Origin of the sequence: Pseudomonas sp. FP1740 (assembly GCF_030687165.1) — a bacterium.
Lineage (GTDB): Bacteria > Pseudomonadota > Gammaproteobacteria > Pseudomonadales > Pseudomonadaceae > Aquipseudomonas.
Map to the genome: position 1 here is coordinate 4,061,247 of NZ_CP117461.1, position 26,132 is coordinate 4,087,378.

A 26,132-nucleotide genomic window follows, 5' to 3' on the forward strand; every position below is an offset into this window, starting at 1 on the left:
GGCCACAAATGAAACAATCCGATCTATATGACATGACAAGTCGCTGTGGCTTTACGGTAACAGTATTTTCGGATCACCCAGACTTCTTTTCGTCTTGGTCATTAAACATAAAAAAAAATGAACAAAAATACATGATAGAACATGACGGCAGAGACAGCTGGCTGATATTTTACAAAGAAAACGAACCAAATAAATTCAAAGAGATAGACAAAAAAATATCTCACACGATGAGCGACAATGAAAAACTGAAACAATGTGAGTCTTGGCTTTTAAGCGTTTAGCAAACAAAAAAGTCAGCCCTCACTAATCAGTTCAAACTAAAACACTCCACCTCAAAAGTGCGGCCAATCATTACGTATTTGAACAATCTAAAATGTGGACATCATCAATATCGAATAAAAAACAGTGGACTTCTATTTTTGGAGAAGACTACTCCCCTACCAACATGCGCACTTCTTACGTCATGCTGGACGGAAACTCTATATGATTAAAACTATACAGCCAAGTAGAACAAGCAGTCGCCCCTAAGAAATGGCTGGAAAAAGACTATAACGAGTACGAATTCCAGCTTTACATAATAAATGTAGAAAATTTCAATGTAGAAAATTTCAATTTCAGCGGCCTTACCACTATAACCGTTACTCAAGATAGCTCAAACTACAAAGTCACACTTGGGTTTGGAAATTCATGTACAGCCACATTCAATGCAAAAAACATTACCATAGCAAATATTAAGGCATACCATAACTATGGTGCAGTGTAGCAAAAGAACATCCAAATCAGCTCACACCAAGAGAGCTGCCTAAAAAACTAACAAAACTCACATCAACGCTTCAAAGCAAAAATGTAAAGAAAGTAAAGAAAGTAAAGAAAGTAAAGAAAGTAAAGAAAGTAAAGAAAGTAAAGAAAGTAAAGAAAGGGGACAGATTTATTTTCATGGCGTGAAAAATAAATCTGTCCCCTTTGGCTATACATCTAAGCACTCATGAAAATAAATCCACCCCCTTTTGACTCACAAACACTATCCACGCCACCCTATTTCCGAAGAAGCATTTAAAAAACTCACAAAAGCGAAGATAAACTGGATGGACACTAAAAAGATTATTGAACTTGGCGGAACAGTCACACTTGATGACATCTCCCACCTCAACCAGCTTATCGACATTTCGATGATCGCTGATGATTTAAAGGAGGATCTATTCCAAGCCGTCTTCCCACACGATCAACTTATCGATATAGGTTGGTACCCTGAATTCTGTGAAAACGGCACATTTAGAGCTTCTTTAATTAAAGCCTACGACTGGGAGCACCCAGCATTCAGCGAAAAAGCAAAAAACTGGACCGAACTAAACAAAGCAATTTCCAATGTTTTAAACAAACTAGAAAAATGATCGCCCGAGCGCTCACAAAAAAACCTCCTTTTGTTCTTTCACAAGAAAATGCCAGACACAAATAAAAGAATCATAATCCCCGGAGATTCCGTACTCGAAGCACTAGCGGAGATAGAATCCATCCTAATATCTCTACATAGAATGGGTAGCCATTACAGTGATAAACCTATTGCAGACTACCAACGCGCGACAACGGATTTTATAGACAACGAAAAAATCACACAAAAACTCGCTAAGGCACGACGAATACTAAGCGAAAACTTTGACAATACGCGCAGCGAAGACGAACTGGACGACATAGAAAGACACGTGAAAGACATTAAGTTCTGGAAGCCTTAACCAAAAGCAGACAGCTTCATACTCTACGCCCCCCTTTCTTTTTAGTTCATCTTAAGCCAATAAAAGAGAAATGGGCGCCCCCACTTTACTGTTTCTACCCGCCCCTCAGTTAGGCCTCAAGGAGCAAAAATGAAATTCTGGAACGATATCGATGGCAGCATTTTTTTCAATCAGATATTCAAAGCCCCCGTAGCGATTGGCCTCATTGAACTTTTCACAGTAAATATCGACAACAACAGACCAACGATAATACTAGAGTTTGACATCGAAGAACTTCCTGACACCCCTCCTGAAAAATGGAAAAAAGCTGAATTCAACACATGCCGCATCGGTTTAAACTGCAGCGAAATCAGCAACCTGACGATCAAAAATATACCTACAAAAGAAAAACTCAATGTAATAATCACTCAGAGCGAAAAAATTTTCACGATCCATGCTTCGAACAGCAGCTCGATAATTGAATTCACAATAAAATCCCCGCTACTTTGTGGCCCCTCAGTTTATATGAACGACAAAAAACCCGTGCTCATTTAAAAACAAAATCCGACTCATTTTTCTGCCCTTTGAGTCGTCTAACAAAAGCGTCGGACATTTCCCGTAACCCCCATCGCCATCCATGAACTTGTACACCCCCTCCTCCCCAGATAACCTCCCCCAGCCGCTGCAACCTCAGCGACCGGTTTTGACAGACCGAACACGATCAAGGCATGCAAATGCCGCTTTGCGGCTCCATTGTTTCAGGAGCTTCACGATGAAAAAGTTTCCACCCGATTCCCTCAACCCCCTCCAACTCAGCCAAGCAACCCAACGCACCATCAGCGCCCACCTCCGCGATCCAAAAAAACCCGCCCCCATCAGCCACGTCTTCACCCTTCTCCCCAACATCCGCACCGAAACCCTGCTAAGCCACGCCTGCGAAACCCTCGCCTCGCTCAACGTACTGACCACCGACCTTGCCTGTGAACTCGAAGGCTCGCACCGCAGCCTGGCGCTATCGATTCAGCAATTGGCTGTACTGGGTGAGTTGTTGGTAAACCGGGCGCTGGACAACCTCGACCCGACCGGTGGGGCGTCCGACGCTCAGGAGGTTCAACCATGACTCGATACATGCCGATTACCGGCATCGACTGCACGATCCCTTCCCTGCTAATCGACACCGCAGCGCCTGTCGACGTGTTGCACGACACGGCGGCGCATCGCATTCGTTGCGTCACTCAACTGTTGGAAACGCTGTCTATGGGCGAAGCGCCTGGCGGTGACGCTGCGCTGTTGCAAGAGTTTGCGCGGGTATTGGTCATCCCATTGCGGGACGGCTGCGATTTGCTGGACGTGGTCGGGCGACAGTTACAGGCGCAGCTATAATTCCGCCAATAAAAATGGGCGACTCCGACTCCAGGGTCGCCCATTTTTATATCCGACGTTTAATATCATTCCTCAAATTGATCCACACAGCATTTCGCAAGAGGTTGCTAAAATATCGCCTGCAAATTTATTGATATAGGAGCAATAGCCTTCAAACGTCCACTATATTGGACTCTACCGCAAAATCGTGACTACCCAGGAAACCCAAAAACTGACACTTCGGTCAAGTAATTTCCGCACTGAGAAATATTGGTTTTCAACCAGTGTTCAATTTATGCTTGAGCTCACAGTATGGAGGCTGTGATGAATGTTCAAACTCAGACGGAAAACATGGGCGTTACTTTTGGTCTACATCGTAGGTGTCAGTGGTTATATCTACTACCTTTACGTCGAGACCCAAGGAATCCTCACTGACAACATTAATAACAAGCTGCTGCATGCCGCGTTGGGCGCTTCGGCCATCCTCGGCGACCGCTACCATGACAATCTGATCGACAAACAGTCGAAAACAGAAGCGCAAGACTGGGATGCCATTCAGCGGCTCTCCAGGTTCAACGAGTCCATGGGCACCGCGTTTGTCTACAGCGTGGTCAAACGCGCTGGGGAAGCCTATCTGATCAGCTCCAGCGCATCGAAAAAAGAAATTCAAGAGCAGAATTTCGTACGTTTTTTCGATCCTTATCCCGATGCCAGTCAGGCTTTGCTCGACAGTTTCGAGCGCACTGAGCCCACCTGGATCGATTACTCGGATCACTGGGGAGACTTTCGCGCTGTCTTCGTCCCAATGAAGTCCCAGGACGGAACGGTTTATGTGGTGGGGGCGGAGATGACGTTGGCGGATTACTACCACCACCTCAATCAGGACTCCCTGCACCATATCATCCTTGCCATTCTGGTATTTCTCGCCTTCAGTCTTTTACGCATGCGTGCGCATCTTCAGCAACTGCAAATAAACGAACAGGTATTGAATCAGGCAAAAAATGCCGCCGAGGACGCTGATCGTTCAAAAACCAGATTCTTGGCCACCATGAGTCATGAAATCCGCACCCCCATGTACGGGGTTATCGGCGCGACCGAGTTGTTGGCTGGGTCTGCCCTCACTCCAGAGCAAAACAATCTGGTCAAAACGATTCATACCAGTGGACGAACCCTGTTGTCTCTGATCGACAATATTCTTGACTTGGCAAAAATCGAAGCGGGCAAACTTGAATTGAAGCCTCGTGTATTCGACGTGAGAGTACTGGTTTCATCCAGTATTGAAATGATCCGGCAAAACATTCAGGACAAGCCAATAGTCCTTGAGGCCCAGGTCTCACCGGACGTTCCGCCGTGGGTCAAAGCCGATAGCGATTGCCTTCGCCAGATATTGATCAACTTGTTGGGCAATGCGGTCAAATTCACCGAAGCCGGACAAGTATCACTCGTGGTCACGACTCGTGGTTACGGCCCTCGAGCGCGCCTCGACTTCTCCATACGCGATACCGGCATAGGTATCCCCCTGGCTCGGCAAAGCAGCCTGTTCAAGCCCTTTACCCAGTTTAAAGGGCCGACCAGTCAACGCTTTACCGGGAGCGGGCTCGGTCTTTCCATTTGCAAGAATCTGGTCGAGGCACAACAGGGGACGTTGTCCTTTACCAGTCAGCCTGGCGTTGGATCGACGTTCTTTTTCTCACTCCCCATGGAGCTTTTTTCAGTTTCGGAGATGCCCATCGAGAACAATCAGGCAGCGGTTGGTTTCGACGCTTCTTTTGCCCAGGATTATCCACTGGATATCCTGCTGGTGGAGAATCATCCAATTAACCAGAAAGTTGCTCTGGCGATGTTACAGGCATTGGGTTATACGCCTGACCTCGCGTCAAATGGCCTGGAGGCGGTCAATCAGTGTATGACATCGACTCCGGATATCATTTTCATGGATATCAATATGCCTGTTATGGATGGATTAGCGGCCATGCGTAAAATCCGCCAACGACCGCTGGGCGATACTTGCTATATCGTTGCTTTCACCGCAAACGCTTTTTCGAGCGAGATTGAACGTTTCAGGGCCGCCGGAGCCAATGATATTTTAACCAAACCGACAAACTTTCAGTCCTTGACCCGAGTGCTTCAACGAGCAGCCAATTACCGACAGCAGCTCCAGGCCAGCACGCGGGGAGTGAATACCATTTCAAGTTGACGCCAGAATCTGGCTGTTGACGGCGTACACCGTGCGCCTGACCCGGATTGGCTCCATCATCCAATAAAAATGGGCGACCCCAAGGTCGCCCATTCTTATATCCGAAACTTTTAAACAGCACCTCCCAAAGAAGGTGTTCGCCCAGTGTAATGGCCTGGCAATCCATGCACCGGTAAAGAGCCCTGACACCGGGCGAACGGGAAGGATTTTAATAGAATTTGGCAGATATGTCCTCGTGTACAAACATGAAATTTATGCACGTAACATTTCGTAAGGCCCCGCTTACACAACGTCTACAAACTTCCTAAACGCACCGGTTCGACCATTAAAATTGATTGTTCTTATACAGCTATCCGCACAAGAACAATCAATACGTACAAGTAATGATCAGCTTGGGTGCTGGCTGGCTACTTTCAGCACATCGTTGCAGGTCAGCACAACGCTCTGCCCTACGTTCAGATCTTTCAATTTCGCCGAACGGCGTGGCGCCGAGAGTTCCGGGTCAATAACCAGTCATCTCCAGATACCCCTGCCCACCATGACTGCCGCTCAGCCGCACCGGCCCTTCCCAGTAAGGAATGCGCAAGTCCATCCAGGCCTTGGGGTTAAGGGCATCAATGGTGATTTCGAGGTGCTTGCCCGGGATGTTGATCGACCAGCGCACAGGCATCGAACGCCCGGCGACCTTGGCGGTATCTTGCGGCGTGAGGCGGATGTCGTCGGCGTGCAGCAGCTGTGCCTGCCCTTGAGCGTCGATCCAGGTGCCGGTGAGGTATGGCGCGCCGTCCTTTTGCCGCATGCGGTAGAGCATCACCTGCGCGCCGCTGTCCAGGTGCAGGGAGAACCAGTCCCAACCGGTCTGGTTGGCGGTCAGCGGTTGGCTGCTCCACTCGCGGTCGAGCCAGGCCGGGCCGTTGACCGTGTAGGTTTTGCCGTCGATTTCCAGGGTGCCGCTGGCCTGGAGAAAAGGCTGGCTGTAGTAGTACGACGCCTGGCCTTGTTCGGATTTCTGGCTGAAGCCTTTGTCTCCTTGAAGTACCAGTGGCCGGGTTGAGGTCAGTCGAAGCTGGTAGCTGAACACCTTGTCGCGGGCACTGAGTTGCAGGTCTGCCAGCGGGTTTGCGTCGGTGGCCTGACTGCTGAAACGCCAGTCATCGATCCATGCGTTGAACGGCTTAAGGATCACTCCGGCCTGGCCGACGCCACCTCGGGCGTAGCGTTCGGCGGCATGGTGTGCGGTGGCGGATGTCACGGCCGCATGACCCAGCCAGATAGTCTGATTGGCCCAGCCAGGTTGCTCGGGCGTCGCTTTCAAGGCGCTGCGAAACAGCGTCCATTGCGCGCCGAACTCGCGCCCCTGATCGTCCTTGAGGTTGGCGGTGACGTACCACCATTCAATGCGAAAGCCATCGTGGGCGCCGTGGTCCGCCGGGAAACTGAATTCTCGCCCGGGCACCACCGGGGTAAATGCGGTGGCCTGATGGCCGAGGCCGGCGAAGCCTTTTTCCGGCGCAGGCGTGTTGTCGCAGCCGCTCAGCAACGCCAACAGCAACACGCAGATCTTAATCTTCATGAGCAAACGTCCTCAGCAGATCCGCCGGTTGCGTGCGATACAGCGAGTACAACGGCCACGCCGACGCGAGCAACGTGGCGAGCAAGGCCAGGCCCATCAACTGCAACAGTTGCAGTGGAAACACCCGTAGCGGCAAGCGCCAGCCGAAGGCCTTCACGTTGATCACCGTGTCCAGGCACCACGCCAATGCGATGCCCAACGGCAATGCCAGCACCAACGTCAGCACCGCGAGCAACCAGGTCTGCCCGAGGTTGAGCAGCATCAACTGTCGCCGCGTCACGCCCAGCGCCCACAACGGCGCGAGTTGTCCGAGGCGACTCTGGCTCTGGGTCAGCAGGCTGATGAACAGCGCCACGCCCGCGACGCAAAGGGTCAGGCTGTTGAGTGCGGCGGTGGCGGCGAAGGTGCGCTCGAACACTTGTGTGGACCAACCCTTGAGCCGGGCCTGATCGACGATGCGGCTGTCGTCCAGGGCGAAGCGCGCTTGCAGCGCGGCCAGGAACGCGGGAATCGACGCGGGCTCGATGCGCAGGTTGAAACGGCTGGGTGTCAGCTGCGGCCAGCCGCGCAGCAGGTGATTGATGTTGACCAGCAGATGGCCCTTGGGATTGCCGTAGTCGGCGTAGATCCCGACAATCCGTGGCGACCATGGACCGTTGGGCGTGGCAATGGTCAAGTGATCACCCAGGCGTACCTTCAACCGCCGGGCCAGTTGTTCGCTGAGCATCAGCGCGTCGTCCTTGGCCAGTCGTTCCCAAGGGTCGTCGCCCAAGGCCTCCAGCAACGGCCAGTGCTGGCGATAGGTCGGGTGATCGATCACGCCGAAGACATCCGCCGGCCAGCCCTGTAACTGAATCGACACCTGCCAGTTGGGTAGCACCGCGCTGACTTGAGTTTGTTGTTTGAGCCATGTGTAAAGCTCTCGGGCCTGGGCCGGATTTTGCGGATTGACATACAACTCGGCGGTCAGGCGTTGTTCGAGCCAGTTGTTGAAGGTCTGGCGGAAACCGGCGGTCATGCTGCCGGCGCCGATGTTCGCCGCCAGCGCCAATAACAGCGCCATCAAGGCCAGGCTCAGGGCCGGCAACTGCTGACGGCAATCGGCGACAAACCATTGGCCGAGCACCGAACGACTGCGCCGCAGCACCCGGTTGAGCACGCTGTTCAACACCACCGGCAAGGCCAGTGCGGCGCCGATCAACAACGCGGCCATCAGCACGAAACCACTGCTCAGGCTGTCGCCGAACATCAACGCCAACACCGCGATCAACGCAGCCATCGCCGCGACCCAGCCCTGGCGCCGCAACCAGCGCGCGTGGGCCTGATGCCAGGCTTGCGGATCGGCCAGCGCCAGCAGCGGTAAACGCGCCGCTCGCAGCAAACTGTTGGCACCGGCCAGCAACGCGCCGAGCAGGCTCAGACCGATGCCGCTGAACCACCATAGCGGGCTGAGGCTCAACTGTCCCGGCACTTCGGCGCCGTACAAGCCGCGCAAACTGGCGGCGACGTCCGGCAACAGCACGCCGGCCAGCAGGTAGCCGCTGAGCACGCCAGCGACACCACCGATCAACGCCAGACCTCCCAGCTCGACGGCGAGGCCGGCAATCAACATTCGCGCACTGACGCCACAGGCACGCAGGGTTCTGAGCAAGCCTCGACGTTGCTCCAGCGCCAGACCGATCGCCGCGTGCACGATGAACAGGCCAACCACGAACGACAGAAAGCCCAAGGCATCGAGGTTCAGATGGAAGCTCTCGGTCAGGCGCGCAAGATTGTTTTCTTCGCCGCTGCTGATGAGCTGGAGTTGGCCCTTGAACTGATCAGGCAGGGTCGCGGTGAAATCCTTGGGCAGCAACAGACGTGACAGTTGATCGGGCAATTGCAGAATCTGCTGGGCGAAGCCGATGTCCACCAGCAACACACCGGGGGCCATGTCGGGTTGGGCACGCAGTGGCGGCAAGGCGATGCCGCTCTCGGCCGTCGGTGTTTCACCTTCGTGCAAGCTCAACGCCTGCAAGGTCTGCGGCGAAATCCAGGTGCTGCCCGGCGCCGTGAAGAACTCGACGACCTGCTCAATCGGTAATGTCTGCCCGGCCACTGCGGAACCGGCCGGCAGCGACACCGGTTCAATGCCCATCAACTGCAAGCGCTGGTCTTCATGGCCCTTGAGCGTCACCCGGCCTCGCAACACCGGTGATACCGGCCAACCCGCGCGACGCAAGTCGATAAACAATTGCTGAGGGAACACCCCGCCGCCGGGCGCGCTGAGGCTGGCTTGAGGTTCGCCACCGATCAACTGACTGGCCCGCGCGTAGCTTTCCCGCGCCTGACTGTTCAGCGCCTGCACGCCGGTCAACAGACTAGTGGCGAGCCAGAGCCCGGTCAGCACACTGAAAAATTGCACCGGATGTTGCCGCCAATGGCTGAGCAGTGCCCGCAATGTCTCGCGAAAAACCCGCACTTCAGCGCTCGTCCGCGCCAGCCAGACGGCCATTGTGCAGCACCACTTTTTCCGCCAGCCGCGCGGCGACCCTTGGGCTGTGGGTGACCATCAACAACGTTGTCGGGCTGTCGTCGAGCAACTCCAGCAGCAACTTCAACACTTCATCGCTGGTGGCTTCATCGAGGCTGCCGGTGGGTTCGTCGGCCAGCAGCAGTTTCGGTTGCGAGGCCAACGCCCTGCCAAGCGCAACTCGTTGCTGTTGCCCGCCAGACAGTTGTTCCGGATAGCGCTGCAACAGATCCACCAACCCAAGACGCTGCACCAGATGCGCCTGCCAACGCGGATCGTGGCGCCCGGCCAGACGTGCCTGAAACGCCAGATTGTCCTCGACCCGCAAACTGCCGATCAGGTTGAACTGCTGAAACACCAGGCCGATTTCGGTGCGCCGCCAGTGGGCCAGTTGGCCTTCGTTCATCTGTTCCAGTCGATGCTCGCCGCTGCGAATGCTACCGCGATCGACCTTGTCCAGGCCGGCGATCAGGTGCAGCAAGGTGCTTTTGCCACTGCCCGACTCGCCCATCAACGCCAGGCTGCTGCCGGGTTTCAACGTGAGATCGACGCCTTGTAATACCGGCAAAGGGCCTTGGGGGGTGGCGTAGCTTTTGAAGACGCCCTGGACCGAAAGCATGAGAGGAGGCTCGTTAAAGGCAGTGCGCCTAGGATAGCGGACGGCAGCAGGACCGCGTTATCGTTTATCGCGAGCCTGCTCACGATAAGGCCAGGCCATCTCATCAAAATCTCACTGCCCCACCGCCACACTCGGCACCACCGGCCCCGGCGTCACAATGCTCTTCAGGTCGATGTACTTCCACGCAGGCACAGCGCCGAGCCGCGCATTGAAGCGATAGTTGAAAGTGAAGTCATCCGCCGTCGACACGCTCAACGGTTTGCCATACACCGCCTCGATCCCTGCCAGGTCATAGCCCATCAACTGCAACAACGTCGGGAAGATGTTGTAGTGACTGGAGCGATCCTTGTTGGCCGGCAATTGTGCCTGCCAGTCCAGGGTCTTCAAATCGCTGCCCGAGATCACCACCAACGGCACCAACCCCTCTTCCTCCACCGGGTCACTGCCACAGTGGGTGTTGAGCCCCGGGTTACCGCGCTCATGCAGATCCTGCCCATGGTCCGAGGTGTAGATCAGCAGCGCATTGCGTAAATTCGCCTGGGTGAAAACCCGTGAAAAGAACTCGCCGACATTCCACAGCACCGTATTTTTGTAGGCATTGCGGTACAGCAACCAATCATCCGGCTGCCCATTGAATCCCTCGCGCGTGCCCGTGTCCGCCACCTCGACGAACTGCCCCCGAGGCAAGGTCGGGCGGTAGGCCATAAACGCATCCGGGTATTTGTCGTGCACGGGAAAATGCGCGCCGACCTTGTTGATCACCACCAGCTCCGGTATGCCGTCGTTGAGCAGATCGATCAGCGTGGCGGCCGCGGCCATGTCGCGGTCGCGCACGCTGGTCTGGTCGAATTGCACGAACTCATCGATGTCCTGCTTCTCGGCATTGTTCATCAGGTTCTGCAAGTTGCCACCGGTGCGCTGGGCATCGATGTAAACCGTGCGCAGCCCGGCCTTTTTCGCGTACTGCCAGATCGACGGCAGCGTGGTGTTGATCCGCATGTAGTCAGCACGGGTGCCGCCATAGCGCAGGGTGACGTTGGTGTCGGCACTGCAATTGGCGATAGACGCGGCGTAGCCGTAATTGAAGATGTCCACGCCCGGGTATGCTTCCTTGAGGTTGCTGTGCACACCGAATGGCGTGTTGATGTCCAGGTAATTACCGGAAATGCTCTCGTCGATGATCAGTACGATGTCGTAACCCACCGGCCGATCGATGCGCGCCAGGCTCACCGGCTCGCGCGGGCCGACAACGTTGTGCAGCGCTTCATAGGTAAACAGATTCAGATAGGCCAACGGCGTGTACATGATCGGCAAGCCACGGGCGCCCTCACCGGCCCGCACGAACAGCACGACACTGAGCAGCAGCACGCCGAGCACCGGTGCCGCCACCAACAGCGGTCCCGGCAATGGTAGCCGTCGACGCGGCTTGAGCCCGATACCCAACAGCAGCAACAAGCCACTGACCGTCGCACTGATGATCGCATCGCGGTACTGGTAAGCCGCTTCCTGAATGAACCCACCGGAATACACCAGCGATACAAAGCTGCTGTAGGTCAGGTAACTGGCGGTCACGTGCGTATAGACGTCAAAGAAAATCGACGAGCCAAACAGCGCCAACGCAAACAAATGACGGACCAGTGTCTGACGAATATAGGCGGTCATGAACAGCGCGATCGTCAGCACCACGAACATCCCGCCATACAGCAACATCGGCAAACCGATGCCCAATGCGTCGAGACGATCGAGGTAATAGTCGTAACTTTTGAGTAAATACAGAACCAGCAACAGTTCCTTGAAGTATCGGATCATGGTGGATGCTGTACCTCCATGGCTGCCATTGGCCAATGGAAACCAATGATTATCAGCCATTTTCTGACACTAGCACCGAGCCATGAAAGCGCAAGAAATGCCGGTTTTTTGCCAAAAGCGTCAAAAAAACATTAACTCAAATCTGACGCTTCAAAACGCCTGTAACCCTTGTAATACAAGCCTTTCGACCGTTTATCGTTTTCTTGAAACCCCTCAAAACAACGACAAATCCAGCAACGGCAAGCACTTGATACCAAATAGCCTATGAAATCAGGGTTTCCAGCCCGCGCTACCCGTCATTTTGCTGACACGCTTTCCCAAGGCTGGGCTATACCCCTTTTGACAGTCTCATTTCAGTTACATCCACCGTCTTACGAGGCACGCCAATATGGACGTAAGCGTATTTGGTACGGGCTACGTCGGCCTGATCCAAGCTGCGGCATTGGTCGTTCCCGAGGCGCCGCGATCATGAAAATACTCGTCACTGGAGCCGCCGGCTTCATTGGTGCCCATTGTGTGTTGCGGCTGTTGCGCGACGGGCATCATGTGTGCGGGCTGGACAACTTCAATGACTACTACGACCCGCAACTCAAACATGACCGTGTGGGTTGGGTACGCGAGCAGGTCGGCGATTTCCCCCTCGCGAAAGTCGACCTGGCCGATGCCGAGGCCCTCGACGCATTGTTTGAGTGTGAACAACCGCAAGTGGTGATTCACCTCGCCGCCCAGGCCGGGGTGCGTTACTCCCTGGAAAATCCTCGGGCCTACCTCGACAGCAATCTGAGCGGGTTCCTCAACATTCTCGAAAGCTGCCGTCACCACCCGGTCAGGCACTTGATCTATGCCTCGTCCAGTTCGGTGTACGGCGCCAACCAGCACACGCCTTATACGGTCAAGGACAACGTCGACCATCCGTTGTCGCTGTACGCCGCAACCAAAAAAGCCAACGAGTCGATGGCCCACAGCTACAGCCATCTGTTCGGCATTCCTTGCACCGGTTTGCGTTTTTTCACGGTGTACGGGCCCTGGGGCCGGCCCGACATGTCGCCGATCCAGTTCGCCCGGGCGATTGCCGAAGGGCAGCCGCTGAAGCTGTTCAACTACGGCCAGCACCAGCGGGACTTCACCTACATAGACGACATCATCGAGAGCATCGCCCGCCTTGTCGAGCGCGCGCCCCAGCCGGCACCGGACTGGAACCGCGAGCAGCCGGACCCGGCCAGCAGCATGGCGCCATGGCGCATTTACAACATTGGCGGACAGCAGCCGGTAGCGCTCAAGGACTACCTGGCGCTGCTGGAAAAACACCTCGGGCAAAAGGCCCTCGTCGAGTTGCTGCCCCTGCAACCGGGCGACGTGCTCAACACCTGCGCCGATGCCAGCGATCTGGCACTGGCCACCGGTTTCCAGCCACGGATAGAGCTGGATGAAGGACTCGGACGATTCATCGCCTGGTTCCGTGACTACTACCCACTGCGTAGCGCCCACTCGCCATTCATGGCCGGGCTTTAGCGGAGGACTCTATGACTGGACATGAAAAAGGCATGTTGCTCGATCACATGCAGCGTGACAACCGCCTGGATCCCGAGCACCGGATGCGCCTCGACAAGGCGATCCACGTGCAGGGTCACGGCTGGGTGACCGGCCGCAACGGAGGTCGGCCCTGGACCCTGTCGCGCACCAATCGGGTGCTCGCCTGCCTCGGTGCACTGGTGATTTTGCTGTTGATTTCCCCGGTACTGCTGGGGCTGGCACTGGCGATCAAGTTCAGCAGCCCGGGGCCGGTGATGTTCGTGCAACAACGCACCGGCTACCGCGGCCGCATGTTCGGCATGTACAAGTTCCGCACCATGGTGGCCAACGCCGAGGAGCTCAAGGAGTCCCTGCGGCATCTGAACAAGCACGGCGCCGACGCCATCGACTTCAAGATCGACAACGACCCGCGGATTACCCCCATCGGCAGTTTCCTGCGGCGCAGCAGCCTCGATGAATTACCCAACCTGATCAATGTGGTGAGCGGCGACATGCGCCTGGTAGGTCCACGACCCACCTCGTTCAATGCCCGTCGTTACAAGGACAGCCACCTTGCGCGCCTGAGCATCTACCCCGGCATGACCGGCCTGTGGCAGATCTCCGGGCGCAGCAATATCGACTTCGACCAGCGCGTTGAGTTGGACCTCACGTACATCGCCGAGCAGAGCCTGTTGCTTGATCTGAAGATTCTGTTGAAAACCCCCTTCATCGTGTTCAACGGCCACGGAGCGAGTTAAATGGACGGTTCATCGAATAACAGCCTGACCATCGCCAGCCCGAGCGAGTCCAACCTGACCTCGACCGTGCTCGACCTGGATCTGCGGATCCTTTTTCTGACCGCTGCCAACGCAGGCACGGGCACCACCACCAGCGCCCTGGCGCTGGCCACCCAATTGGCGTCAATGAGCAGCGGCCAAGTGCTGCTGGTGGACGCCAGCCAGTCGGCGGGCAACCTCACGCATCAGCTGGGGCTGAGCAAAGAGCGCGGCTTTCGCGATCTGCTGTTCAACGACTCCCCGCCGCTGCTGCAGGACTGCCTGGTGACCGTCTCCAGCCTGCCCTTCCACATCCTGCCGAACGGGCGGCATATCCGCAGCACCGAGCACCTGACCCGCGAACAACTGAGCCCGTTGCTCGAGCAGCTGGGCGATCGGTATCGCTTCGTGGTGATCGACGGCGATGCGGTGTATGAGGCCGTCGACACCCTGGTCATCAGCACTTTGGTGGACGGCGTGATCATGGTGGTGCGCGCGGAAGACACCCGCTGGGAAGTGGCTCAGGCCGCGGCCCAGCGCCTGACCCAGGCCGGCGCGAAACTGGTGGGCAGCGTCTTCAATCGGCGCAAGTACTACATGCCCAAATGGCTCTACAAAAACCTGTAAGCACCCACCTGAAGGATGAAGTCATGAATGCCAAAGTGCTTGTCCTGCTGTTGCTACCGCTTGCAGGTTGCTCCAGCACCAGTGAAACCCAGAACATGCCGGTGCAGATCCTCACGGCCGAGCCGGCCAACGCCCAGGCCACCGATATGCCCAAGGTCGAACAGACCTTGCGGCCCAAGGACGTGCTGGACGTGATCTTCCACGTCAGCACCAGTGGCTCGGAGGCTTACCGCATTCAGCCCGGTGACCAGGTCGCGCTGAACTTCACCGCGGCCAGCCAGCTCAACGGCACGCAACTGGTGCTGCCCGATGGCACCATCGAACTGCCGGGGGCCAACACCTCGGTGAAAATCGGCGGAATGACCTCGGTCCAGGCCCGGGAGGAAATCCAGCGCGCCTATAACCGCAAAGCCCTGTTCCAGCCCAATCGCAACCAGTTGACCGTGCTGGTCACCAGCCCGCTGAGCAACGAGCAAAACCTCAAGAGCGCCCTGAACCACCCCGCTACCGGCATGAGCCGGGAGATCACCGTGGGTAACGACGGCTATGCGAGCTTTCCGGAAATCGGCTCCGTGCCGCTGCAAGGCATGACCGTCAACCAGCTCGAAACGTTCCTCAATCAACGTTACGCGCAATTGCCGGGACGGATGACAGTCGACGTCATGCTCAAATCCACGTCGGGCAATGAAATCTATGTGCTGGGTGAAGTCGCGCAGCCGGGCTCCTATCCGATTCGCCGCCCGGTTTCAGTGCTCGAAGCGTTGACCCTGGCCCGTGGCACCAACGTCAAGGCGCGCCTCGACTCGGTGGTGATCATGCGCCGCAACGGCAACCAGGTGCAGGCTGTGCACTACGACGTGGAGAAAGCCTTGTCCGGTGACGCGTCGCAGATTGCTTACCTGCAACCGGACGACATGCTCTACGTGCCCAAGACCAAACTGGCCAGTGCCGGTGAGCTCGCGCGGCAACTGGCCGATGTGGTGTTGTTTCAGGGGGTGGGCTTCACCTTCGGCTACCGCGTCGACAACAAAGGCAGCAACAACTAACTCTCAGGTGACCGACTATGAACCCAAAGGAAAACTACCTGCATGAGTTCTTCAGGATCTTCTTCGCCAACAAGCGGCTGGTGAAGCGAATCTTCCTGATCTTTGCAGTGATCGCCCTGCTCCTGCCACTGGTGCTCAAACAGAGCTTCGATATCACCGCGCAGGTGCTCGTGCAGTCCAAAAAACTCTCTCAGGGAGACGCCACCACGTCCCTGACCCAAGGCGACGCCTCTTTCATTCCTCCGTCACTGGCGGATATGGAAACCGAGAGCAATATCCTGCGCTCACCGGCCCTGATCCGTCAGACCATCAGCGACCTGCAGGCCAAAGGCGAGTACACGCCCAACCCCGGGGCCTTCAACAAACTGGTGACCGTACCGATCCAGCGTTTCGTGACCAACCCCTTGCGTGAATACGTGATCAACCCGGTGCGCAGCGCGCTCGGGCTTGCAACCGATCCGGTGCGGGACACCACCCTGGATACCTTCACCCAGGAGGCCATTGATAACCTGAAGATCGACACCCTGCCCGGCTCCAACGTGATCTCCATTATCTACAGCTCAAGCGATCCGGCCCAAGGCACCCGGTTTGTCGCAACGATGTTGCAAAACTACCTGGCCAGCCGTCAGGAACTGCAATCGATCGATCTGCCACAGAGCTTCTACGAAACCAAGAAGAAGCAGTATCAGGTGCGGCTCGATGGCCTGGAAGGCACTCGACTGGCGTTGCTCGAAAAGATCGGTGCGTCCGATCCGAAGGAAGAAATCACCTTCCGCCTCAACGCCATCAATACCGAGGAAGAGAACCTGAACCAGTATCAGGATCGCTTGCTGCAAAGCCAGCGCTGGCTCGACTACCTGAAAACCGCGCTGGCGGCGGCCAACAATACCTCTCGGCTCAACGACTACACCTTCCCCTTCACCTTCACCACCACGGTGGACAACATTGCCTTCGAAGACCGGGAGATCCGGCAGATCGGTGAGGCACTGACGACTCAGGTCAGTCGCTACATGAACGACCTGGCAGTGTTCCAGCCGGGCAGCGAACCGATGCTGCTGGCCCGCGAGCAAATTACCCGCACCCGCCAGCAGTTCCTGAAAATCGTCAGCAACCGGATTCAGGAGCGCACCAGCGACCTGGCCATTGTCACCTCGGTGATCAACCAGAAAACCGCGCGCATCGCCGAGTTCAAGAACCGCATCCACCAGTTGCAAGTGGCTCAGAGCAAGTTGCAGCAGATGGATACCGAGATCAATGCCTTGCACGCGGCGTTCTCCACCTACGCCCAGCGCTTTGCCGAAAGCAGCACCGCCCGCGCGCTGGACAGCGATTTGTCCAACGCCCGGGTACTCAGCCCGCCGTTCGAACCGACCGAGGTGGCGTTTCCCAAACCGCTGCTGATCATTCCGTTCGGGATGCTGACCGGTCTGCTGCTGGCGATTGCCTTCGTCTACGTGCGTGAGTTCTTCGATCACAGCTTCAAACATCCAGCGCAAATCACCCATGAACTGGGCTTGCCGGTGCTGTTGGTGATCAACGATCAGGACGTCCTGCCGAACAACCCGCACAAGAACTGGACCGTGCCTAGCTTCATGTATTGGGTGCGCCATTGAACGGGCCGCTCAACGCCAGCGCGCTGCCGATCATGCATTTGATCAGCAGCGGCGGCTTTTATGGCGCTGAGCGGATGTTGCTGGACCATTGCCTGGCGACGCCAGGACACCACCAGGTGCTGTTTCTGGATGCGCCGCCGGCGCTGATCGACCGGTTCCGCGAGGCCGGGGTCGATTGCCGTGCTTTCGCGGGACTGGGGCAATTGCTGGGTCATTTACGTTATCGGCGGGCTGAACATCCGCTGATCAATACGCACAATTTCAAAGGCCTGGTGTTTGGCTGGGTCGGCGCGACATTGTTCGACTTGCCGTTGGTGATTACCCAGCACGGTTTCACCCCGCGCAGTCGCAAGCAACGCTTCTACGGCTGGCTGAGCCTGCAACTGTGCCGCACCGCGTCGGTGAATCGGGTGGTGTGCGTGGCCGAAAGCATCGCAGCGCTGCACCGCAAGGCCAGTGTTCGGAAGGAGAAGCTGCAAGTGATTCCCAATGGTCTGCCAACCGCCAACGGCTTGCTGCCCCACAACGCCAGACACCCACGCTGGCTGGCGGGCTACGTCGGTCGGCTGACCCATGAAAAAGGCCCGGACCTGTTTCTCGATGCGCTGATTGCGCTGTGTCAGCGACATCCGCAACTGGACGCGGTGATGCTCGGCGATGGCCCGGAACGGGAAACCCTGCTGGCGCGAATTGCCGCCGCCGGCTTGCACAACCGCATCACCCTGCCGGGTTACCAGACCGACATGAACCGCTGGTGGCCGCAACTCGATGCGCTGGTGATCAGCTCGCGCACCGAGGGCACGCCGATGATTTTGCTCGAAGCAATGCAGGCCGGAGTGCCGGTGGTGGCGTTCAGCGTCGGCGGAATTCCCGATGTGCTGGAGGATCGGCACAACGGTCTGCTGGCGCCCCCCACCGACAGCGTCGCCCTTGCCCGGCAGCTCGACACGCTGCTGAGTGAGCCGGTACTGGCTCGCGAACTGATCGACAACGCAAGACGTACGCAACAGGACCGTTACGACCTGAAGGCCTTGGCCGAACGCTGGTCGCAGCTTTATATCCGTACTGCACGGGAGGCACGCGCGTGATCTTTCCGCTCTCGATCGTCAGTCTGCTCGCCCTGGTCTGCCTCGGTTTGCTGGCCAGCCCTTACCCCTATCTGGCGCCCGGCGCGGTGCTCGGCATGGTCGCTGTCGGTGTGCTCTACCGAAAACCCGCCTGGGGGTTATTGGGCATCGCGGCGCTGGTGCCATTCGAAGGTTTCTTCAAGGGCAACGCGCTGTCAGGCACCAAATTCATCGGTGCGTCACTGGCACTGGTCCTGATGTTGCAACTGGCCATTCACCAGATTCCGTCCGAGCGCCTGCGCAGCAACATCTGGCGCTTCCTGATCGGCTTCGTGGTGTTGTACCTGTTGAGCATGATCAATACCGACAACATGGACATGTCCCAGAGTCATCTGCGGGACATGAGCGTCGGCCTGGTGCTGTTTGTAATCACCTTGCTGATCGGCCGCGAGTTGAACCTCGATCTGTTCGCCCGACTGGTGACCCTCAGCGTCAGCGCGACCAGCGCGCTGGCCATGTTCTCCACCAAGTATCAGGACCAGGGTCGCGCCGCCGGCCTGCTGGAAGACGCGAACTCGTTTGCCCTGCTGATCGCCTTCGCCGTGCCGTTGGCCCTGCTACTGGTAATCCGCGGCCCGAACCTGTTGCATCGATTGTTCTGGGGCGGCTGCTGCATTTTGCTGCTGGGCGGCATGACCAAAACCGATTCCCGTTCCGGGCTGGTGGTCCTGCTTCTGAGCTTGATGATCGGCGCCTGGCACTATCGCGCGCAATTGCCACGCATCCGGCCGCGCCACTTGGGTTTTGCCATGCTCGGCCTTGCGCTCGTGATCCCGGTGGGGATCTATTCGATGCCGGCCGGTTACCTCAAACGCATCCAGTCCTTGAGCGTCTTGAAAGAAGGCGCCAAAAGCCAGGACGAATCCCTCGGCCGCCGCACGTCATACCTTGTGGTCGGCAGCCAGATCATTCGTGAGCACCCGTTACTCGGTTCCGGCCCCGGCACCTTCCCGCTGCACTACGCCACCTCCGGGTACGCCAAGGTGTTTTCCGCCAACCGCAAACCCGGCGACTTGTACCGCCGTGCTCACAACACGTACATGGAAATCTTCAGTGAACTGGGGATTCCCGCCGGGCTGTTGTTCGTCGGCATGCTCGGCCTTGGGATGTACAACCTGGTCCGCGCCCGTCAAGCCTGGATGCTGCGACGGGATTGGGAACAGACCGACCTGATCACCCACCTGGGCATCAGTTATCTGTCGTTGACACTGTTTTTGATGTTCCTCAGCGCACCGAATCACAAGTACCTGTGGATCATGCTCGCCCTGACCTGGGTGTTGCGCCTCAAGGCTGAAGAACGTCCGCCGACGGAGGCCAGGGCATGAACCGCATCAGCATTGCCATCCCGATGTACAACGAGGCCAGACACATCGGCCGCACCTTGCTTGCCGCGAAAAAAGCCGCGCAGGCTGCCGGGATGGAATGCGAGCTGATCGTGGTCGATAACGGCTCCAACGATCAGGGCCCGCACATCGCTCGCCAGCTCGGGGCGCAGGTGCTGGTGCTGCCCGGGCTGCTGATCGGCGCCCTGCGCAATCGCGGGGCGGCGATGGCGACAGGCGAATGGCTGGGCTTCATCGATGCCGATATCGAGATGCCCGAGGACTGGCTCACGCTGTTGTTGAGCATCCAACACGCGGTCCAGGTCGACGTCCTGGGACTGGACCTGCACACCCCGGCCGAAGCCCCGTGGTATGCCAACGCCTGGCAACGCCGCACGTTGCGCCCGAACGATGAAACGATGAAAGCAGTGCGATGGCTGCCCAGCTCCAACCTGTTGATGCGTCGTCCATGGTTCGACAAGGTCGGCGGCTTCAACGAAAACCTGCGCACCGGTGAAGACAAAGATTTCACCATGCGCCTTTCCCACTCTGGCGCACGCCTGCTGGCCGTCAACCAGAGCGTTGCCCTGCATTGGGGGTACGAGAGCAGTTGGCGTGAATGGATGGGCAAGGAGTTCTGGCGTCAGGGCAGTCACCTGCAATTACTGCGCAGCCACGGCATGAGTCTGCGTCTACTGCGTTTCCCGATGCTATCGATCATCGCCTGGGTGTTGGATTTCATGGCGCTATCCGCCCTGCTTAACGGTTCCCCCCGACTGGCGCTATTCATGCTGTTCGTCACCAGCCTGCCAGCGCTCGCCCAAAGTCTGCGCCAGAGCCTGATACACCGCGACCCGCGCCTGATGCTGCAACTCTGGGGCCTGCATTGGGTGCGTCTGCACCTGGCGGGTGCCGCGCTCATCCTGAGCCTTTGTCGCTGGAATGCCAGGAGACCCGCCCGTGGCTGAATTCATTTTCTGGTGGTGCCTGTTATTGCCGGTGTACGCCTGGTTCGGCTACCCGCTGCTGCTGACGCTGCTCGCGCCGTTATTTCCCGCGCGGCGTCATGGGCCGGCACAGCCGATGAACGTAAGCATCGTCATCGCCGCGCACAACGAGGCCCAGTACATCGAAGAAAAGTTGCGCATCCTGCTCGCCCAGGATTATCAGGCGCGCTCGCTACAGATCATTCTGGCCAGCGACGGCTCCACCGACGACACCGTGGCCTGCGCCCGCAAGGTTATCGACCCGCGCATCAGCGTGCTCGACCTGCCCCGTCAGGGCAAGGCAGCCACCTTGAATGCCGCCGTTGCCCTGAGCACGGGCGAGATTCTGGTGTTCACCGATGCCGACAATCAATGGTCGACCGACACCCTCGGCCAATTGCTCGCGCCCCTGGCCGATCCACAGGTCGGGGCCTGCGCCGGGCACATGTTGATCCCGGTGGCGGGCCAGGGCCTGAGCCTGGGCGATAGCCTTTATCGGCACTACGAAGGCTGGCTGCGCATGGTGGAAAATCGCACCGGCTGCATGGTCTCCGCCGACGGCGCCCTGCTCGCCCTGCGTCGCGAGTTGTTCCAGAGCGTGCCGTCGGAGGTCAACGATGATTTCTTTATCAGTACCTGCGCACCGGTGGCGCTCAAACGCATTGTCTATGTGCCCACAGCCCGGGTGATCGACCAGGGCGTCGATGAGATCGACAAACAATGGCGCCGTCGTCTGCGCGTCACCGTCGGCGGTTTGCAGAGCCTGGCCCAGCGTCGGGAACTGTTGAATCCCTGGCGCCATGGCTTGTATGCGATTGCGCTGATCAGCCACAAACTGATTCGACGCCTGGCACCGATCCTGTTGCTGCCGTTGTTGCTGAGCAACTTCTGGTTGTGGAACGTGCATGGCTTCTATCGCCTGAGCCTGATCGCGCAACTGCTCGGTTATGCGGTGGCCATCGCCGGCCTGCTGGATGTGCAACACCGTTTACCCAAACCCTTTCGCCTCGCCGGCTTCTTTCTGGTGACCCTTGCCGGAATGAGTATCGGTCTGTGGCAGTTCCTGCGTGGACAGCGGTACGCGCAGTGGAACCCCGAGCAAAATCGTTGAAAGGACCGCTCCATGGCGATCAAACAACTATTAAAACGCACCAGTGGCTGGCTCTATCTCAACTCGCCGGTAGGCCGTCACCAACTGCACGGTGCCGGGGTGATCCTGATGCTGCACCGGGTGCTGCCCAATGACCGCGCCGCCGACCTGCCCCATCGCAATGAGCTGTGCGTCGGGCCGAAGGCCTTTGCCCATCTGCTGCTCTGGTTGAAAAAACACTTCGATTGCGTACCACTGATGGAAATTCTGCAACCCGGCACCGCCATGTCGGAGCGCCCCAAAGTCGCACTGACCTTCGACGATGGCTGGCGCGACAACGCACTGAATGCTTTTCCGTTGCTGAAAAGGTATCAGATGCCGGCGAGCATTTTTCTCTCCACCGACTTCATCGGCAGCCGGCAACGCTTCTGGTGGGAAAGCCTGGGGGAAACCCTGTGGCACAGCCACGGTGAAAAAGCCCGGACACACTTGATTGAATGCCTGCAACGGATCGGGCGACCGTTACCGGTAATGCTCGATGACCTGGATGTGCAGCGCCGTAGCCTGGCGCTTTTGCATTTTCTGCAAAGCCTGAAAAGCCTGCCACCAAGCGAACTGAGCCGGCTCACCGACCAATGCCCTGAAGAGTCGTTGCCCCAAGCCCTGGACTGGCATCAAGTGCGCGCGCTGGAAGCCAGCGGGTTGATCCGCTTCGGCCCTCACGGCGCCAGCCACACGATCTTCACCGACCTTGACGATCAACACCTGGATGAAGAACTGAGTCGCAGCCGCAATGCACTGTTGAACGGCTGCAACCGGCCGCTGCCAGTCTACTGCTACCCCAATGGCAACCATGATGCGCGGGTGCGCGAACACGTGGCCGACCACGACTTCCCGTTTGCCCTGGGCACCGCCAGCGGGATTTACCGTGGTGTCGGCGATCCATTGGCCTTGCCGCGAATCGGCATCAGCCAGCGCACGGCGCGCGATCCGGAACTGCTGTCGTGGCGCATCTACCGCGGAGCCCGGCCATGAGTCGCAGCCACTACCTCAAACACCTGGCCCTGAGCATGGGCACCAAACTGGCGATGATCGGCCTGCGCCTGCTGCGCAACGTGTTGCTGGCGCGGATTCTGGGGCCCAGCGAGCGCGGCCTGTTCGCGCTGCTCAGCACCCTGCCCGATTTGATCAGCGCCGCCACCAGCGGCGGGCTGAATTCGGCGGTGGGTTATCAGGCGGCCAAGCAACGGCCCATGGGTTTGCTGCTGAGTCAGGTGCTGGTATTCGGTTGCCTGCTGGCGGGTTTGCTGACGTTGCTGGTGGTGGCGCTGACCCGCGAGTTCGGCAGCGAACTCGATATCACCACACAACTGGGATTGCTCGCCTGGCTGTTGCTGCTGGCGGTGCCGCTGACCGTGCTCAAGAGCGGCCTGCTGACCTTGCACAACGCGTCGGGCGGTGTGGTGGCGTTCAATGCCTTGCGGCTGGTGGAATCGCTGGCGCCACTGCTGCTGTTTATCGCCTTGTTCTGGATGTGGAAAGACGCCGCGCTGGAAGCGGCGCTGATCAGTTGGCTGGCCGGCATCAGCCTGGTGGTGCTGGCCGGCTGGGTCTGGCTCAACCGCGCGCAACCCTTGACGTTGCAATGGGACCGCGCCAGCCAGAAAGAACTGTTGCGCTACAGCGCCCGTAGCCATCCCGACTTGTTGTTCCAGCAAGTCATTCTGCGCTCCGATTACCTGTTCATCGGTGCCTTGCTCGGCAGTACGGCATTGGGTCATTACGCCATGGCCAGCGCTGCCGCCGAGTTGCTGCTGATCGTCCCGGAAGCGGTGACCACACCCCTGATGAAACGCCTGCTGCAACAGGACGAAGGCATGGAACGCCTGACGCCGTTGGCCTTGCGCCTGACCGCCACGGTGATGCTCGGTGCCTGCCTGACCATGGCCGTGATCGGGCAATGGCTGATCGTCACCCTGTTCGGCATTGCCTATCAACCAGCCTACCCAGCCTTGCTGGCGCTGCTGCCGGGGCTGCTCGGTCTTTGCTATGCGAGCATCCTGCGCCTGGACTTGCTGGGCAAAAATCGCCCCGGCACGGTTTCGCTGCTGGTGGGCCTCGGCGCGCTGCTGAACCTGGCCCTGAACCTGTTGCTGATCCCGATGTATGGCATCGTCGGCGCCGCGGCGGCATCGTCCATCGCCTACCTGGCGGTAACCGTCGCGTTGCTGGTGATGTACTGCCGGTTGAGCGGCGTCCCCTTCTGGCAAACCCTGATCATCCTGCCCAGCGATGTGGCACCGATGCTTCAGATACTGCAACGGAAATCAGCATGAAACGCCTGGTGCTGCTGTTGAGCCTGGGCCTTGGTTTGAGCGCTCAGGCGGCGCCCATGCGCTGGACCGACATTCGCGACGGCAGCCTGTACCTGCAAGCGGATCGCCCCGACACGTTGACCATCCAGTGGGTCCCGGCGTGGCAGGCCGATGCCAACGAAGAACACCTGTACCTGCTCGACGGCAACGGCAACCTGAAGGGCGATCGCCTGATCGCCGCCAGTGAACCACGCGGCAAGCAGAGCTGGCCGCTGGTGCCGGGTGCCGCCAGTTATCGACTGGAAATTCCGGGCTACAGCTTCCGCCGCTACACCGTCGAACACGACGAACGCACCGTGGCATTGTTCGCCCCGGCCAAGGTGCATTTCAGCGCCGAAACCCGTGGCGGCGATGAGCTGTATTTCAAAGTCGCACCGGGGGAACACGCCGTGCTGGCCGGCAAGTTTCACGGTGGCGTCGGCGCTCTGCTGGCCCAACGTGTGGGCGATAACAAACAAGTGACACTGGCGCTGAAACCCTATCGTGCCTATTGGCAATTCGATCAGCTCGAACTGCCCGTCACCCAGGACGAACAAATCTGGCGCCTGCGCCTGCAAGGCAGCGGCAAGGTCGCGTTCTGGCTCGATGGCACGGCAAACCTGTTCGCCCAGAACCCGCAGCAACTCAAGCCGCTGCGCGAGGACGCTGGCCAGACCCGGCTGACCCTGCATAAAGAGACGCTCGGCCCGACCCCGAACCTGGGCATTTATTTGCCCTACGTGCTGCCGCCGCAATCCAGTTTCGCGGCGCTCGACGCCCTCAAGCCTCAGGCGGGTTCCTACTACAGTTTCGTCGACGTCACGGCGCAAAATCCGCACCACGAAGATGCATTCCGCCAGCTCTATCAGAACCGCTTCGGCATTACGCAGGACATCACGCTGTTGGCCGGCAGCCAGCGTCAGGCCGATCTGCGCGCCGACACCGTGAGCAACGCCGGCCTCGACGCCTGGCTCACCGCTACCCGCGCCCTCGGTGGCGGCGGCACTCACTACATCGCGTTCGCCGACGAGCCCAATCTCAACTACTCGAGCTACGCCAACTACCAGGCGATCTTCAACAGCATGGCCCGGCAAGTGCGCAGCGATCCGGCCAACGCCAAGGCCGGCATTCGCATTGCCATGCCCGCCAGTTCGCGCTTCGTCAACGGCCCGTTCACCGACGATGCTGCCGACAAGCGCGGTATCGACTGGGCACGGCGCCTGCTGGCTGAATCCGGCGAGCAGATCGACGCCCTCGCCTGGCATGAATGGATGGTTCGCGACCTGCTGGCGACCCGGGTCTACCGCGACAGCGTGCGCCGCGCCGCCGAGCTGGTGGGCCTCGATGCCAAGGGCCGGCCACGCAAGGCCTTACTGCTGGACCAGACCAACCTGTCCAGCGGATCAAGCCTGAGCCCCTACGATCAGGAAACCCATTTCGCTTCGCTGTGGTGGACCTCGGTGGTCATCAACTCGGCGCAGGACGGGTTGCTGGACATGCTCAACTGGTTCCAGGCCGCCGACGAACCGAACTACCCCAAAGGCATGGTGCGGGTGCTGGGCGGCGATCGTTTCGAGCTCAAACCGGTGGGCCTGGCCCAACAATTCATCCGGCAGCACTGGCTGAAAAACGTCATGCGCCTGGACAACGACGCCTTCGAAGTCGACGTGCTGGCGATGGCCACCGAACACCAACGCAGCCTGTTGGGCGTCAATAAGGGCGCGCGCTTGCAGCGTGTCGATCTGGCCGGGGCGACCTGCCCGCTGACCAAGGGAGCGCTGGTGTATTTTGGTGCCGACAGCCGCAGTCGCGAAGGCAAATTCAACTGTCAGGACGGTCGCGTCAGCTTCGACCTGCCAGGGCAAACCCTGTTCGCCCTGAGCTGGAGCGCCTCATGA

At 58.2% G+C, this 26,132-nt stretch carries 23 protein-coding genes; 19 read left to right on the plus strand and 4 right to left on the minus strand.

Going from position 1 to position 26,132, the window contains the following annotated elements; translation table 11 throughout:
* Window positions 1–8: 8 nt before the first annotated feature.
* The 7 genes from PSH69_RS18155 to PSH69_RS18180 all read left to right on the plus strand — a co-directional run bounded on the left by PSH69_RS18155 (window position 9) and on the right by PSH69_RS18180 (window position 5,268).
* Window positions 9–281 carry a hypothetical protein gene (locus PSH69_RS18155; RefSeq protein WP_105344654.1) on the plus strand — a complete coding sequence of 91 codons (273 nt, stop codon included), beginning with the start codon at window positions 9–11 and terminating at the stop codon, window positions 279–281.
* Window positions 282–574: 293 nt separating this feature from the next.
* Window positions 575–763: a hypothetical protein gene (locus PSH69_RS30295; protein WP_370695267.1), complete on the plus strand. Its 189-nt coding sequence runs from the start codon at window positions 575–577 to the stop codon at window positions 761–763.
* A 322-nt stretch (window positions 764–1,085) separates the two neighbouring features.
* Window positions 1,086–1,391, plus strand: a complete 306-nt coding sequence (locus tag PSH69_RS18160) for a hypothetical protein (protein ID WP_305409333.1) — start codon at window positions 1,086–1,088, stop codon at window positions 1,389–1,391.
* 468 nt (window positions 1,392–1,859) lie between these two features.
* On the plus strand, window positions 1,860–2,264 hold the full coding sequence (locus tag PSH69_RS18165; RefSeq protein WP_305409334.1) for an Imm50 family immunity protein: 405 nt from the start codon (window positions 1,860–1,862) through the stop codon (window positions 2,262–2,264).
* 217 nt (window positions 2,265–2,481) lie between these two features.
* A complete protein-coding gene (locus PSH69_RS18170) occupies window positions 2,482–2,829 on the plus strand; it encodes a DUF6124 family protein (RefSeq protein ID WP_305409335.1) in 348 nt (115 codons plus the stop codon).
* A complete protein-coding gene (locus PSH69_RS18175) occupies window positions 2,826–3,092 on the plus strand; it encodes a hypothetical protein (protein ID WP_305409336.1) in 267 nt (88 codons plus the stop codon). Before PSH69_RS18170 ends, PSH69_RS18175 begins: the two co-directional genes overlap by 4 nt.
* Before the next feature lie 307 nt (window positions 3,093–3,399).
* Window positions 3,400–5,268, plus strand: a complete 1,869-nt coding sequence (locus tag PSH69_RS18180) for an ATP-binding protein (protein WP_305409337.1) — start codon at window positions 3,400–3,402, stop codon at window positions 5,266–5,268.
* Window positions 5,269–5,770: 502 nt separating this feature from the next.
* Here PSH69_RS18180 and PSH69_RS18185 read toward each other — a convergent pair.
* The 4 genes from PSH69_RS18185 to PSH69_RS18200 form a co-directional block, all read right to left on the minus strand.
* A complete protein-coding gene (locus tag PSH69_RS18185; protein ID WP_305409338.1) occupies window positions 5,771–6,841 on the minus strand; it encodes a lipocalin-like domain-containing protein in 1,071 nt (356 codons plus the stop codon).
* On the minus strand, window positions 6,831–9,302 hold the full coding sequence (locus tag PSH69_RS18190) for an ABC transporter permease (protein WP_305412852.1): 2,472 nt from the start codon (window positions 9,300–9,302) through the stop codon (window positions 6,831–6,833). The genes PSH69_RS18185 and PSH69_RS18190 overlap by 11 nt, the downstream gene beginning before the upstream one ends.
* A gap of 1 nt (window position 9,303) precedes the next feature.
* Window positions 9,304–9,972, minus strand: a complete 669-nt coding sequence (locus PSH69_RS18195; RefSeq protein WP_018925581.1) for an ABC transporter ATP-binding protein — start codon at window positions 9,970–9,972, stop codon at window positions 9,304–9,306.
* Window positions 9,973–10,083: 111 nt separating this feature from the next.
* Window positions 10,084–11,781: a sulfatase-like hydrolase/transferase gene (locus tag PSH69_RS18200; RefSeq protein WP_305409339.1), complete on the minus strand. Its 1,698-nt coding sequence runs from the start codon at window positions 11,779–11,781 to the stop codon at window positions 10,084–10,086.
* Window positions 11,782–12,249: 468 nt separating this feature from the next.
* Between PSH69_RS18200 and PSH69_RS18205 the strand changes: the two genes are divergently transcribed.
* Genes PSH69_RS18205 through PSH69_RS18260 form a run of 12 tightly spaced genes read left to right on the plus strand, consistent with a single transcriptional unit; the run spans window position 12,250 to window position 26,132 of the window.
* Window positions 12,250–13,293, plus strand: a complete 1,044-nt coding sequence (locus tag PSH69_RS18205) for an NAD-dependent epimerase (RefSeq protein ID WP_305409340.1) — start codon at window positions 12,250–12,252, stop codon at window positions 13,291–13,293.
* Between the two features lie 11 nt (window positions 13,294–13,304).
* Window positions 13,305–14,051, plus strand: coding sequence for a sugar transferase (locus PSH69_RS18210; RefSeq protein ID WP_096479932.1), 747 nt, complete (start codon window positions 13,305–13,307; stop codon window positions 14,049–14,051).
* Entirely contained in the window at window positions 14,052–14,696 is a 645-nt protein-coding gene (locus PSH69_RS18215) for a CpsD/CapB family tyrosine-protein kinase (RefSeq protein WP_305409341.1), read from the plus strand.
* 23 nt (window positions 14,697–14,719) lie between these two features.
* Complete coding sequence (locus PSH69_RS18220) at window positions 14,720–15,742, plus strand: polysaccharide biosynthesis/export family protein (protein WP_019580132.1); 1,023 nt, start codon at window positions 14,720–14,722, stop codon at window positions 15,740–15,742.
* Between the two features lie 17 nt (window positions 15,743–15,759).
* Window positions 15,760–17,355: a Wzz/FepE/Etk N-terminal domain-containing protein gene (locus PSH69_RS18225; RefSeq protein ID WP_305409342.1), complete on the plus strand. Its 1,596-nt coding sequence runs from the start codon at window positions 15,760–15,762 to the stop codon at window positions 17,353–17,355.
* A 32-nt stretch (window positions 17,356–17,387) separates the two neighbouring features.
* Window positions 17,388–18,443 (plus strand): glycosyltransferase family 4 protein, encoded by a 1,056-nt coding sequence (locus PSH69_RS18230; RefSeq protein ID WP_086945149.1) that lies wholly within the window; start codon window positions 17,388–17,390, stop codon window positions 18,441–18,443.
* Complete coding sequence (locus tag PSH69_RS18235; protein ID WP_305409343.1) at window positions 18,440–19,807, plus strand: O-antigen ligase; 1,368 nt, start codon at window positions 18,440–18,442, stop codon at window positions 19,805–19,807. The genes PSH69_RS18230 and PSH69_RS18235 overlap by 4 nt, the downstream gene beginning before the upstream one ends.
* Window positions 19,804–20,772, plus strand: coding sequence for a glycosyltransferase family 2 protein (locus tag PSH69_RS18240; protein ID WP_305409344.1), 969 nt, complete (start codon window positions 19,804–19,806; stop codon window positions 20,770–20,772). Before PSH69_RS18235 ends, PSH69_RS18240 begins: the two co-directional genes overlap by 4 nt.
* A complete protein-coding gene (locus PSH69_RS18245) occupies window positions 20,765–21,901 on the plus strand; it encodes a glycosyltransferase (RefSeq protein ID WP_305409345.1) in 1,137 nt (378 codons plus the stop codon). Before PSH69_RS18240 ends, PSH69_RS18245 begins: the two co-directional genes overlap by 8 nt.
* Before the next feature lie 12 nt (window positions 21,902–21,913).
* Window positions 21,914–22,915 carry a polysaccharide deacetylase family protein gene (locus PSH69_RS18250; RefSeq protein WP_305409346.1) on the plus strand — a complete coding sequence of 334 codons (1,002 nt, stop codon included), beginning with the start codon at window positions 21,914–21,916 and terminating at the stop codon, window positions 22,913–22,915.
* On the plus strand, window positions 22,912–24,216 hold the full coding sequence (locus tag PSH69_RS18255) for an oligosaccharide flippase family protein (RefSeq protein WP_111454043.1): 1,305 nt from the start codon (window positions 22,912–22,914) through the stop codon (window positions 24,214–24,216). The genes PSH69_RS18250 and PSH69_RS18255 overlap by 4 nt, the downstream gene beginning before the upstream one ends.
* Complete coding sequence (locus PSH69_RS18260; RefSeq protein WP_305409347.1) at window positions 24,213–26,132, plus strand: hypothetical protein; 1,920 nt, start codon at window positions 24,213–24,215, stop codon at window positions 26,130–26,132. The genes PSH69_RS18255 and PSH69_RS18260 overlap by 4 nt, the downstream gene beginning before the upstream one ends.